Source organism: Rhodococcus sp. NPDC127593 (assembly GCF_042671975.1).
GTDB lineage: Bacteria > Actinomycetota > Actinomycetes > Mycobacteriales > Mycobacteriaceae > Rhodococcus_F.
Map to the genome: position 1 here is coordinate 1 of NZ_JBHXWI010000006.1, position 12,607 is coordinate 12,607.

At 66.6% G+C, this 12,607-nt stretch carries 11 protein-coding genes and 2 pseudogenes; 8 read left to right on the forward strand and 5 right to left on the reverse strand.

Annotated elements, in window-relative coordinates:
• Both ACFVJ3_RS06650 and ACFVJ3_RS06655 read left to right on the forward strand, forming a co-directional pair.
• Window positions 1–459 (forward strand): transposase (locus ACFVJ3_RS06650; protein ID WP_378451323.1); only part of this gene is annotated, 459 nt, incomplete at its 5' end.
• Between the two features lie 21 nt (window positions 460–480).
• A pseudogene (locus ACFVJ3_RS06655) lies at window positions 481–717 on the forward strand (acetyl-CoA acetyltransferase); the annotation flags it as partial.
• A gap of 6 nt (window positions 718–723) precedes the next feature.
• Here ACFVJ3_RS06655 and ACFVJ3_RS06660 read toward each other — a convergent pair.
• Complete coding sequence (locus ACFVJ3_RS06660; protein WP_378451324.1) at window positions 724–1,284, reverse strand: PadR family transcriptional regulator; 561 nt, start codon at window positions 1,282–1,284, stop codon at window positions 724–726.
• A gap of 349 nt (window positions 1,285–1,633) precedes the next feature.
• Here ACFVJ3_RS06660 and ACFVJ3_RS06665 point away from each other — a divergent pair, with 349 nt between their 5' ends.
• From ACFVJ3_RS06665 to ACFVJ3_RS06680, 4 genes and pseudogenes are all read left to right on the forward strand, one after another.
• On the forward strand, window positions 1,634–2,314 hold the full coding sequence (locus tag ACFVJ3_RS06665) for a TnsA-like heteromeric transposase endonuclease subunit (protein ID WP_378451325.1): 681 nt from the start codon (window positions 1,634–1,636) through the stop codon (window positions 2,312–2,314).
• Window positions 2,311–4,449, forward strand: a complete 2,139-nt coding sequence (locus ACFVJ3_RS06670; RefSeq protein ID WP_378451326.1) for a helix-turn-helix domain-containing protein — start codon at window positions 2,311–2,313, stop codon at window positions 4,447–4,449. The genes ACFVJ3_RS06665 and ACFVJ3_RS06670 overlap by 4 nt, the downstream gene beginning before the upstream one ends.
• Window positions 4,446–5,547 (forward strand): annotated as a pseudogene (locus ACFVJ3_RS06675) (AAA family ATPase). Before ACFVJ3_RS06670 ends, ACFVJ3_RS06675 begins: the two are co-directional and overlap by 4 nt.
• Entirely contained in the window at window positions 5,544–7,877 is a 2,334-nt protein-coding gene (locus ACFVJ3_RS06680; protein ID WP_378451327.1) for a TniQ family protein, read from the forward strand. The pseudogene ACFVJ3_RS06675 and the gene ACFVJ3_RS06680 overlap by 4 nt, the downstream one beginning before the upstream one ends.
• Before the next feature lie 52 nt (window positions 7,878–7,929).
• Here ACFVJ3_RS06680 and ACFVJ3_RS06685 read toward each other — a convergent pair whose 3' ends face one another.
• The 4 genes from ACFVJ3_RS06685 to ACFVJ3_RS06700 form a co-directional block, all read right to left on the reverse strand.
• The gene (locus ACFVJ3_RS06685) at window positions 7,930–8,349 is read right to left on the reverse strand and encodes a type II toxin-antitoxin system VapC family toxin (RefSeq protein ID WP_378451328.1); all 420 of its coding nucleotides are present in this window, start codon (window positions 8,347–8,349) and stop codon (window positions 7,930–7,932) included.
• Window positions 8,346–8,573, reverse strand: coding sequence for an Arc family DNA-binding protein (locus ACFVJ3_RS06690; RefSeq protein ID WP_378451329.1), 228 nt, complete (start codon window positions 8,571–8,573; stop codon window positions 8,346–8,348). The genes ACFVJ3_RS06685 and ACFVJ3_RS06690 overlap by 4 nt, the downstream gene beginning before the upstream one ends.
• 79 nt (window positions 8,574–8,652) lie before the next feature.
• Entirely contained in the window at window positions 8,653–9,612 is a 960-nt protein-coding gene (locus ACFVJ3_RS06695) for a recombinase family protein (protein ID WP_378451330.1), read from the reverse strand.
• Window positions 9,613–10,048: 436 nt separating this feature from the next.
• Window positions 10,049–10,330, reverse strand: a complete 282-nt coding sequence (locus ACFVJ3_RS06700; RefSeq protein ID WP_378451331.1) for a hypothetical protein — start codon at window positions 10,328–10,330, stop codon at window positions 10,049–10,051.
• 209 nt (window positions 10,331–10,539) lie between these two features.
• Between ACFVJ3_RS06700 and ACFVJ3_RS06705 the strand changes: the two genes are divergently transcribed.
• Complete coding sequence (locus ACFVJ3_RS06705; protein ID WP_378451332.1) at window positions 10,540–12,066, forward strand: LGFP repeat-containing protein; 1,527 nt, start codon at window positions 10,540–10,542, stop codon at window positions 12,064–12,066.
• On the forward strand, window positions 12,054–12,602 hold the full coding sequence (locus tag ACFVJ3_RS06710) for a hypothetical protein (protein WP_378451333.1): 549 nt from the start codon (window positions 12,054–12,056) through the stop codon (window positions 12,600–12,602). The genes ACFVJ3_RS06705 and ACFVJ3_RS06710 overlap by 13 nt, the downstream gene beginning before the upstream one ends.
• The last annotated feature ends 5 nt before the right edge of the window (window positions 12,603–12,607 follow it).

The following is a 12,607-nucleotide window of genomic DNA, read 5'->3' on the forward strand; positions in this document are numbered from 1 at the left end:
TACCACGATCGGTGGGAGATCGAGACCGCGTTCCTGGAGCTGAAATCGACGATCCTCGGTGGCCGGGTGCTGCGTGCCCGCACCCCACGCGGGGTGGAGCAGGAGATCTACGCGCTGCTCGTCACCTACCAGGCGTTGCGCGTCGCGATCACCGACGCCACCCTCGGGTGCCCCGACGTCGATCCCGACCGTGCCAGCTTCACCATCGCCCTCAACGCGGCCCGCGACCAACTCATTCACGCCGCGGGTGTCATCGAAACCACCGTCGTCGACCTCGTCGGCATCATCGGCGAACGCGTCCTCGACCACCTGATGCCCGCCCGACGATCACGAACCAACCCCCGCGTGGTCAAACGAGCGATCTCCAAGTTCGTCGCCAGCACTGCCCGCGGCCGCACTCGAGGGCCAAGTCTCAAGGCCACCATCGCCATCAACATCCTCACCGACATCGACCCTTGACAACACAACCCACGACTTAACTACACGGCTTTGGGACTAGCCGAGATCGTCACATCCACGGTGGAGTACGGCCGGGACGGCGCCCCGGCGACCGGCTTCGTCGTCGCGCACACCCCCGACGGCCGGCGTCTGGCCGGACATACCGGCCCTGCGGAGGCGGCCGCGTTGTCCGCGTTCGCGGAGACCCCGGCGCGATCGGTGATCGGGCGGTCCGTTCACGTCACGGACCGCGACGGCATCCTGTCGCTGCGGTTCTGACGGGCCCTACCAGCGCAGTTCGCCGGCCGCGACGTCGTCGGCCAGCGACCGCACGTAGTCGAGTTCGGCGACCAGCACCGCGCGCCGGTACTCGTCCTCGACGAGGAACAGTCGCGGAAGGAGCGACGCGGATTCGGCGAGGCCGGCGTCGAGCCCGGCCAGCTGCTGTTCGAGCACCGTGATCCGCGCACGCAGGGCATCGAGCGCGTCGTCGGAGTCGAGACTCGGCAGGAATGCCAGCGCGGCCGGAAATTCCGGGAACTCGCGAGCCGGCTCCGCGACCATCCCCCGTAGCCAGTGGTTCAACGTTGTCACGCCCGTTCCGGTGAGCCGGTACGTCGTTCGTTCGGGGCGATTCTCGGCCCGTTCCGTCGACTCGACCTCGATCAATCCGTCGCGCAGCAGGCGTTCGATCGTCTGGTACACGCTGTTGCGCTGCGCGACGTTGACGACTTCGTCCTTGTGCCTCTCCTTGATCAGTTGCTGCATGCGGTAGGCGTGCATCGGCTCTTCCGACAGCATCGACAGCACGGCCATCGCCAGCACGGATCTACGCGGTGAGGACATTCGTCGAGCATATCCGCGCCTGCGAATTAGTCATTCTATGTATAGTCACTTTATGACTAACACCGTTTTGATCATCGGAGGAGGAATCGCCGGCCCGGTCACGTGTAGGGTCTCGAGAACCTTGGCCAGATCTCACGCGAGATGGCCACTCGGTGGCCAGTTGGCCATCTGGGTGAGATTGTCGCGGCGTGGCTGCGTGGTGTGAGCGGATTGCGGGTGGATGATCCAACCGAGTTACTTTCCGATGCGGGGAGATGCCGCGATGGGGAACGCTACGGTGGCTGGATCGGCGAAGCCGCGTGCCGGGTCGTCGAATCTGGGTGCGGCGCAGCTCTCTCGCCGCCACGTAGTGGACGGCGCCGAGGAGATCCGACCGCTGGCTGAGGTTGCGGCCGATGACATTGTCGCCTCCGCGCCGTGGCGGACCTTTCGCTGGCATGGAGGTCAGCAGCACTATTCGGGTACCTATTGGACTGCGACCGAGTCCGATCATGTGATCTACGAATCGCGGCTGGAGCTGGCGCGGCTGATTTTCGCGGACTTCGATGTGGGGGTGCAGCGCATTGCCGCGCAGCCGTTCCTGCTGAGGTGCCTGGTCGACGACAAGGAACGTCGGCACATTCCGGACTACCTGTTGCTGACAAACGCTGGACCGGTGATCGTGGATGTGAAACCTCGCCGGCGTTTGGAGTCGAAGACGGTGGCGTTCACGTTCGAGTGGACCAGGTCGGTGTTGACCGCGCGGGGATGGCGCTACGAGGTGTGGAGCGAGCCGCCTCCGATCGAGCTGGAGAATGTGCGGTTCCTCGCCGGCTATCGGCGGGCGTGGTTCTTCGATCCGGATGTGCTCGACGCGGTGAGAAGTGCAGTGCGGGAGGGGAACAGGCTCGGAGAAGCGCTGTCTGCAGTGTCTGCCTATCCGGAACCGTCGGTACGGGCGGCGCTGTTTCATCTGCTGTGGCGGCAGGAGTTCAGCGTGGACATGACCCAGAGGTTGACCGCCGCCAGCGTGTTGCGGACGGCGTCATGAGTGGCGCAGCGGCGCGGGTCGGTGTCGGGACTCGGTTCATCTACGACGGTGAGATCGTCGAGGTGATCGAGATGATGGCAACCGCGGCGAGTAATGAGGTCGTGCTCAGAACCAAGACGAACGGTCAGATCCGTCGCCTCGCCGTCCGAGAGCTGCTGACCTCGGAGAACGTGCGTGTGATCCCCGAGGAGGGTGGGCCGTCCTCCGACGATCCCGGCGAGTTGTCTTCCGTCGTGACGGCGATGTTGACCGAACCCGACCGCAATCAAGTGCTCGAACGGGCTGCGCATGTGCGCGAGGTCCTGACCGGGTATAGGTCGGGTTCCGCACAGTTATCGGCGCCGGGCGAACCGCGCGCCGAGTACGACCCGGCGATGCCGTTGACGAGGCGGTATGTGGCGAAGGCTGAGGAGCTCGGGATTGGGGTGCGGACACTGCGGCGCTGGATCGGTGACTATCGCCGCGGCGGCGAGGCCGGCCTCGTACCGGGCAGAGCGGCCGGGAATGGGCCGACGGAGCACCGCGACCAGCGCTGGGTCGAGACGGCGTTGGAGGTGATGGTCGAGCACACCGATCAGTCGCGGCCGTCACGGACGATGGTGATCGAGCGGGCGAACGCCCGGGCGGTGGCCCGGTTCGGTGCGGGCGTGGTGCGGCTGCCGTCGCGGGCGACGGCGTTTCGGATACTCGAGGACTTGGAGCGGGGGCATCCGACGTTCCGGTTGAGCACCAAACGGAATCGGGACATCGCGACCCGGCCGGACGGGCCGTATGGGAAGCTGCGGCCGACCCGGCCGGGTGAGTACCTGTTGATGGACACCACCCGGCTGGACGTGTTTGCCCTGGACCCGGTGACGTTGCGGTGGGTGCAGGCGGAATTAACGGTCGGGATGGATTGGTACACACGCTGTGTCGTCGGCATCCGGCTCACGCCGGTGTCGACGAAGGCGGTCGATGCCGCGGCCACGTTGTATCAGGCGTTCCGTCCGCGTCCAGCGGGTAAGGATTGGCCCGCGTATGCGGTGTGGCCCGAGCACGGGATTCCGCGGTCCTTACTGGTCGACGTCGACGCAATCGACGGGCCGATGACTGGGGCGGCGAGTCCGGCGCTGGCGCCGGAGACCATCGTGATCGACCACGGAAAGATCTACGTCTCCGAGCATCTGACCAGTGTGTGTCAGCGGATGGGGATCTCGATCCAGCCGGCCCGGTTGCGGACCGGCCGCGACAAGGGCCCGGTGGAGCGGTTCTTCCGCACTATCCGGGAGGACCTGTTGCAGGCACTGCCCGGATACAAGGGCCCGGACGTGCACTCTCGGGGGGTGGCGCCGGAGTCGGAGGCGTTCTTCTACCTCGACGAGTTGGAGGCGATCATCCGGGAGTGGGTGGCGGTGGTGTATCACCACCGGCCGCACGAGAGCCTGCTCGATCCGCATCTGCCGTCGGTGAAGATGTCGCCGGCGGTGATGTTCGAGCACGGCATCGCCCGCGCCGGCTACATCGAGGTCCCTCGCGATCCGGACCTGGGGTACGAGTTCCTCAAGGTGGAGTGGCGCACCCTCCAGCACTACGGGTTCGAGGTGCACGGCCGCCGCTACCACGGAGACCTGCCGCCCGGGTGCCGCGACGGTGCCAGCCCGTACCCGGACCGGGGAAAGGGCAAGGGCCGGTGGTGGCCACTGCACGTCGACCCGGACGACATCACCCGAATCTACCTGCGGGATCCGACCTCCCGGCGGTGGTACCCGCTCGAGTGGGAGCACGCCCGGTCGATGCAGATGCCGCTCAGCGAGGACGCATTGGCATTCGCCCGCAGGCTGGCGAAGGCGAAGTACACCTACCCCGACGACCGGATCGCGGTCGCCGACCTACTCGAGCGGTGGAACCTCGGCCTCGGGTCGAGCATGACCGAGCGGCGCATGGCGTTGCGTATGGCACGTGAGGACGCGGCGCTCGACCTCGACCCGGACGGACCGACAGACCCGACCGGACCGCCATCGGTGACGCGTCACGGCACGGCGGCGCCGGTCGACGCCGCGCAGACCAGCGAGGACATCGGTGATGACGACGCCGAGGACGAGCCGGAGCTGCCCGACGACGGCGACTTCTACGCCGATGCGCTGGAGTACCTGTGACCATCGCACTGATCCGGCAGCACTTGCAGGACTACGCGCCGCTGGGCAACGTGGCGCTCTCCCGCAAGGAGGGGTGGCGCGATTTCGCCGACGCCCCTTCCCTGGTCGCACCGCAGGTGCTGACCCGCCGGCAGCTGCGGGCGCTCAGCGCGGACGACACCGAGGTCTACAACCATTTCCGGCAGCTGTGGCACGCGAACCTGGGCCCGATCCGGACCCCGCAACTGACCGCGCTGCACGAGCAACTCTCGACCGTGGTCGACAGCAACCTCCAGTTCGGCGACAAGGCCAAGGGTGCGGTCGCGATCGACGCCTACCCCGGCCTGGGCAAGACGACATCGGTGCTGGCGTTCGCCAAGGAGTTCCACCGCCGCGAGATCCGGATCAAGGGCGCCCACACCCGCGACGGCCACCAGCGGTGGCCGGTGTGCCGGGTCGGGTTGACCGGCAACACCGGCCTCAAGGAGTTCAACCGGGCGATGCTCGAGTTCTGGGCCCACCCCGGGATCACCCGCGGCACCAGCGCCGACCTGTCCCGCCGCACATTGGACTGTGTTACCTCCTGCGAGACAAGGCTTTTGGTGGTCGATGATCTGCATTTCCTGCGGATGCACGCCACCAGCGGTGTGGAGATCAGCAACCGCTTCAAGTACATCGCCAACGAGTTCCCGGTCACCGTGGTCTTTGTCGGGGTGAAGCTGGCCGAACGCGGCCTGTTCGCCGAGGCGCAGACGGCGCGGCACCACGCTGGTGGGGATGCGGCCGTTCGTCATCGATACCGACACCGGCCGCCGCGAATGGCGGACCATGCTGTTGGCGATCGAACAGGGACTGGTGCTGGCCGACAAGTACCCCGGCATGCTCGCCGACGACTTGTCGGACTACCTGTTCACCCGCAGCACCGGCCACATCGGGTCGCTGATGGTGCTGGTCAACCGCGGCTGCCACCGCGCGGTCGCCACCGGCCGCGAACGCCTCGATGCCGACGTACTCGACACCGTCAGCAACGACGAGGACGCCGAGACCGCGCGGCGCGAACTCGCGGCAGCCCTCGACGCGCGCCGCATCACCACCCGGCCGACACAGCGCCGCCGATGACCGGGGTGCGGTCCCTGCCGATCCGGGTCGCCCCGCTGCCCGGCGAGGCGATCGATTCCTGGCTCGAGGCCATCGCGCACCGCACCGGCACGGCGTTCGTCGACCTGGATAAGGCCCTGCGCCCCGACGACAGCACTGCCGCCGACAGGGTTAGGCGCCCGAACCTGTGGCCGATGCACCTGCGCCCGAACGACGTGGACACCATCGCCGCGGCGGCGGACCTGCCGGTGGCCGTTGTCGAGGCGATGACGTTGGCCCGCTACGACGGCATCGCCCTGTCGCTGAACGGCCGGAAGGGACGAGCGGCCGCGGGCCTGCCCTGGGGTCGCGGACGACGATCCCGGTACTGTCCGGACTGCCTCGCCGAGTCCGGTGGTCGGTGGCAACTGCAGTGGCGGCTGGGGTGCGTCTTCGCCTGCACCGAACACCACCGCCTGCTGGCCGACACCTGCCCGCGCTGCGAAAGCTTCCAACGGTGCAGCCGTCCCCTCCGCGAGGTCGTGCCGAGTCCGGGCCGCTGCGTCCATCGGAGTGCGGACACCGCCCGCCCACGTGGCCTCACCCGGTGCGGTGCCGCCCTGACCTCGGCACCGATGATGCGGTTGCGCCCGGATCACCCGGCGATCCTGGCCCAGCAACGCGTGCTCGATGTCCTCACCGCCGGCCGAGGCACCTTCGGTGTGTACGCCGACCGCCCCATCGGGGCCCGCGTGGTGCTGGCCGATCTGCATGCCATCGCATCCCGCGTCCTCGTCTACGGCGGCATCGAGGAGATCGCCGCTCGGGTTCCCGCCGACCTCGCCGATGCGTTGGCCCGGATTCGGTCGGCGCCCGTATCGGAAGCACCGGCGTTGCGCGGGTCGCAGCTGTCGGGGGCCGGTGGGGCGATCGCAACCGCCGTCGCGGTGACCACGGCCATGACGGTACTGGATCGGCCCGACATCGCCGGGGCCGGCGAGGCGTTGCGGTGGCTGGTGCACGGCGGTCGGCGTCTGGGTCGGCCTGTCGCCGCCGGAACCATGTGCGACTGGGGCAGCGCCACCAGTACGACGCTGGCGGCCATTCAGCTCGCCGCGTTGCGGCCGCTGTTCGTCCGTGCCGTCGATCAGCTGCGGTACCGCAGCGCCGCCGCCCTCCCGAGCTACCCGTCGACAAGTGCTGTCGCGGTAGGCGCTGCGGCCCGCCGCATCCCGGCCCTGCTCTGGCCGGAATGGTCGCTGCGGTTCACGGTGGCCCCGTGCAGTTCGGCGCAGGTCCGACCGGCCCTGTCGGCGGCATTGGTGCTGGTGGGCACCGCAGTCGGGCTCGGTGAGGCCGCCGACCGCCTGGGTTCGGCGGTCCGAGCCGGCGGAGTCACCCGCACGCTCGCATGCCTGCGGAACTCCCCTCGGTGGGACGACAGTCTGACCGCGTTGACCCGGCTGGCGGACCACCTCGCCGCGGAGCCGCCCCCGATCGACTACGACCGGCGCCGCCACCTGAACTACTGCGCACTGCTGCCCGACGACCTGTGGCATCAGATCTGCCGCCGGACCGGAACACCGCCCGGCGCCGGCCAGAAGGCGGACTTCGCCCGCTGCCTGCTATTCGAACGACTCAGCGGGCTCCCCGCGTCCCAGTCCCCATTCCTCGCAGACGATTACGACGTCCGCGCGAAACGGGCCGAGTTCCCGCGCGCACTCACCCCCGTCCTGGCCGCGTTACTCGCGGCGGCGGCCCGGCAGTTCCTCGACGACCACGGACTGGGCGAGGAACCTCTGTCTTGGCATCCACCCCCACATCTGCTCGACGGGCTCGACCTACCCGGACCCGATCCGGGCGCCGTGGACCTCGCCGCCCTCCATGACCTGACCCGCCACGAACACACCGCACTGTCAGAGATCGCGCGGCAATTGGGCACCACCATTGACGTGGTCCGCTACCTTCTCGAAAACCACCCCGCACCCGCATCGTCCACTGCCGCACAGCGGTTCGGACGACGTGCGGCCCTGGCCGCGGCCGAAGACGCGGTGAGCCGGGCACAGTTCGTCGACCTCTACTGCGTACAACGCCGCACCCTCGCCGAGATCGCCGCGATGATCGGAATCAGCAGGAAGTCGGCAGGCCGGCTGGCACGACACCACGGCATCACACCCCAATCCTGTCGGCCGCCGGTCGATCCGGCATGGTTCCACGACCAGTACGTCACCCAGCGGCGAACACTGCGGGAACTCGGACACGAGGCGGGCCGCGACGTGCCGCAGATGAGCCGGATCGCGAAGCAATACGGCATCCCGATTCGTCCACCGAGCGAGGCCGGCCGTACCGGACAGCTCAGCGAGCCCCGGTAACCGCACTCGAGTTATCGCTCGGGAGACGGGCGTTTACACCGAAGTCGGACCTTCAGGCATTCGGTTCCCACGGGTTGACACATCGGACACCGAGCGGGTCGAAGTGCTTGGTGTTGCGCGTCGCCACGGTCATCTCGGCGGCCTGAGCGACAGCGGCGATGAGAGCGTCGTCGAACGGCGCATGCTCGGGCACCCGGTAGGTAGCCAGCACCCGTGCGGCCGGCAGATCGAACGGCAACACACGGTCGGCGAAAGCCGGCAGCACCCGCTCGGCGAACCACCGGCGCAGGACCTCTCCCTGCTCCGGGTCGGATCGCTCCTTGGCGACCACGCCCCGCTCGATCTCGGCAATAGTCATGGCCGTCACGAACTGGTCGGCCACCGGCACCGACGCCGCCCAGACCTCGACCGACCGGTTACGGCCCCGAACCCGCAGCGCGGACACGACGTTGGTGTCCAGGACGTACTTCACAACTCAGCAGTTCGGGCGGTCAAACCGAGGCGTCCGGGCTCGAACTCGATGTCGGCACCCTCATCGGTGCTCAACAAGTCGACGAGCGTGACCGGTTCCCGCTCGAGGACCTCGCCGAGGATTTCGCGTACCTCCGCCTCGACCGACCGGTGATGCTGCTCGGCACGCGCGCGCAGAGCGGCCTTGGTTCCCGCCGGAAGGTTGCGGATCAGGATCTGTTCCACCGTGACCACCTCCGATATCACACCAATGATATCACCCAAGGGTGTCGGAGGACGGCGCCCCGGAGTGGGCGATTGCATGTCATCGATCGTGAGCGTCGCAGACGAGCGTTGGAGTTGTGGTCCATCCGTGGTCTTCGAGCCAGGTCAGGGCCTGCGGGGGCAGGTCGTCACCGGGCGATCCGGTGAGCAACGGGCCGTCACCACACCGGCTGCAACTGATCACCAGAACGTGGCTGTGCGGCTGGCAGCGGGCGCAGTGCCGCGCCCGCCGCAGGTGGCCGCCGCCGTCGAGGTGCAGCCAGACGGTGGCAAGATCGGCGCGATGCGGGACGAGGTCTCGGCGCGTGGTGGGTTGATATCCGCAGGTCGGGCAGGCCGACGGTCCGGGGGCGGGTGATGCGGCCACCGGAACCGTTGACTGCGAGGGCTGTTCTTCGACCGTGGCGGTCCCGGCGGCAGGTGTCTCTGGCGGACGTGACGGGAGGTGTCGGTAGAGGGTGGAGCGGGTGAGCCCGGTCTTGGCGGTGATTTCGGCGATGGTGGCGCCGCCGTTCCGTAGCTGGGTGGCGTAGGCGAGTTGGGCGTCGGTGACCACGCTGGGCCGGCCGGTGCGGCGGCCTTTCTCGGTGGCCACGGTGCGGGCGTGGGCGGCCCGCTCGACCGCGTAGGTGCGTTCCATCTGACCGAACAACGCCAGCAACACCACCGCCAACTGGCCCATCGGGTCGTCCGGATTCGTCGAGTCGATCCGGATCGGGTCCGCCAGATTGCGGAACCCGATGCCGCGCTGGTGCAGGTCGTGGATCAGGTTGAGGGTGTCGCGGACCGTGCGGCCGAGCCGGTCGAGGGTATGCACCACGATGACATCGCCCTCGCGGGCGTACCCGAGCAGCGCCTGCAACCCAGGCCGCTCGGTGGTGCCCCCAGACTTCTTGTCCACGTAGACGTTCGACGGGTCAATCCCCACCTTGGTGAGCGCGTCGATCTGCCGCGCGAGGTCCTGCTTGCTCGTCGACACCCGCGCGTATCCCAACTCCATAGGCGGAGCGTACCGAAAGTCAGGACTGTACGACTTTTTTGACACGTAGTTGTGGAGCTAACTTTTGAGACGATCTGACCAGGGCATTGTTCGGACGAACCCAGCGATTGGTGACCGTCTCATTTCCAACGAAGTGGCACGCCTCGTGGTGTTCGAGCGTCGTCTACTTCACCCGCAGGTTGGCGGTCCAGGTTGAGAGCTGATGCGAAGCGCTGCATCACAATCCCTCTTCCTGTTTCCGACACGCCGGGAGCGTCAGTTCGGCACGTAAGTTTTCCCGGCGCGAAGATGCTGGTCACTGATTATTCGAGAGCGGACCTCAGCCATCTGTGGCTGGAGTGACTGATGATTCCTGTGAGATTACTGAGGGTCTTGGTTTACGTTGCTAAGGAGCGACGGGCCCGCCGCTGACCGAAGTCCTCACTGGAGACAGGTGTCAGATGGCCAGAACGACGAAATACCTGCATTTTCCGTGTTCACAACGCGATTCACCCATGAAGCCCCTGATCGTAGCGTCGCTGGCGGTGGCGATGCTCGCGACAGGCGGAGGCATCGCCGCGGCCCAACCCACCACATCGCCCACACCCACTCCGAGTACCACAACAACACCGTCAGCGGCGGCGCCCACGGAGAACCCGGCCCAGCGGGTGGCACCCAGTGGGTCCACCACCACACCGCCGGAATCGCCTGCATCGGCGCCGGCGACCTCATCGACCACACAGTCGCCGTCGCCGTCACCGGAACTTCAGCGCAGTGCCGCACCGACTGCGGTGCCCTCGCCGAGCACTCAGACGGAAAACAGTACGCCGACATCGACGCCAGCAGAGTCCGCTCCGAGTGTGACCTCCGCGCCGCCGGCGGAAGGGAAGAAAATTCCCTACCGGCAAACCGACCGAGAACCCCAACGCAACAGTTGTCCCGGGCAAGATGCGTTCGGATCGCGAAGAACTGCCCGAGGGATTCACCAAAGAAGACGCCGACAAAGCCGAGATCGCCGAGGCGAAAATTCTGGCGGCATCGAAGTCGCGCAACGCGCGCACCGCCACCACGGCCACCAACGCTATAGCCGCGGCCGCCCCAACGGACTGCATGACTTATTTCCCCCAGTGGATGTACCAGGTGTGCGGCGCGATCCGGGTCAAGTACGATTCGCTAGGCGGTCCGACCAGTTTCCTTCTGCTCCCCACCAGCAACGAACTGGTCAATCCTGACGGATTTGGGCGTAGAAATACGTTTCAGAATGGACCCATCTATTGGTCTGCAGCCAGCGGTGCGCACCCGGTGGTGAACCATTTCTTCGCCGCGTGGCAACGCAACAATTGGGAACGCGGCCCTCTCGGGTATCCGACGACCGACGAGATCGTCAACCCCGACGGCCTCGGCCGACGCCAGGAGTTCCAGAACACCGCAGCCATCTACTGGAAACTGAACGAGGCCTATGCCGTCCGCGGAGCCATTCGCGACAAATGGAACACCGTCAACGCCGAACGACCCGGCAGCCTCCTCGGCTACCCGATCTCCGACGAGATCGTGCTCCCCGGAGGGCTCGGCCGGATGAACCGCTTCGAACGCGGCGTTCTCTACTGGCACCCCACATTCGGGGCGCATCCGGTCACCGGCGCCATCTTTGATCAATGGTCAGCAGCAGGCTACGAGCAGAGCAGTTTCGGCTATCCCACTGCCGACCAGGCCGACGTCTCCGGCGTCGCTTTCGAACAACAGTTCCAGAATGGCAAGCTCTACAGCCCCAAGCCTGCCACCGAAAAGTACGCCGACTACCAACTCCAGTCCACCGGGGCTGACCAGTGCCCGTTGCCCCAGGCATCGCGTGTTGGAGCATGGGTGTGTGGGGCACTGGGGCCATCAGCTCCGCTCGAAGCCCCAGCCCCGCCGCAAGCGCTCAGCGATCCCGGGACATGGTGCTCTGGAACGGGGCTCGGCGGCTGTTGGACTGTTCATAATGACTTCAAAGCGAGCTATGAGGTCGATCTGTTCTACGGCCGTGGGCCCGAGCATCTCGGCACCGGAACTGCTCTCATCGTTTGGCAACTCGCAGGCCCCTACACCGACATCCTCGAGGCGAGGATCACCTCCCCCGACGCACCCATCGGTAGGGTGACTTTCACCGGGGCGCTGTACAACGGCGCCGCCGGAGTCGTTGGCTCGCAAATCCATCGCACTCAACCACAGTTCGAAGAGGGCCCCTTCATGACCAACCGCCCGATCAATCTGACAGACAAAGCGGCGCTGACGCTCTCGGACTTCAAGAATGACGACCACAATTATGCGGTGCAGGTATCTGTCGAATTCAGCGAATACCCAACCGGATACTTCTACTTCTACGCCCGGAGTCCAGTGTCACACTACGACGATAGTGTCCCTGACAACATCTACCGATTCATGTCGGCCGACAACCTGCCCGGGGACCGCGAGGATGCAGGATGGAACTGGTGACACATATGAATGCAGACGATGACGCCGGGGCCCCCCTCCGACTCGTACTCGAGCGTTCCCGCGTGGTTGTGCAATGGCGCGCCGACGGCACGAGCCTCGTAGCCCAGGAAGACGACCTAGACGCGATCCTCCAACGAGATCCTCCGAGTCCGCACGGTATCTGGCAGAAACCACACGGCCCGGGCACGACCTCAAGTTTCATAGAAGCCGACCCGGGAGAACTTGGTCGCCCCTCGTGGTGGGTGCTCTACGGTCACGCGGACCCATCCGTGGATGTGAGAGTCAACATCGACGAGGACGATGTAGCCGACCCCGTCGTCCACCGTGTGGGCGGAATCTGGGCATGCGAGTGGGTCAGCTACCCGACCATCGCCGAGATCCACCGATCCGATCGAGACCGGACGGCCCGTGTCTCGTTCGAGCGACCGATGTTCATGCCGCCCGCCCCACACCCTGAAGTCGAAATCAGACAGAGAAAACGCGGCAAAGGCTCCGGGAAGTCAGTCGAAAATCCCCTCGACTCCCACGAAAATTAGGTGAC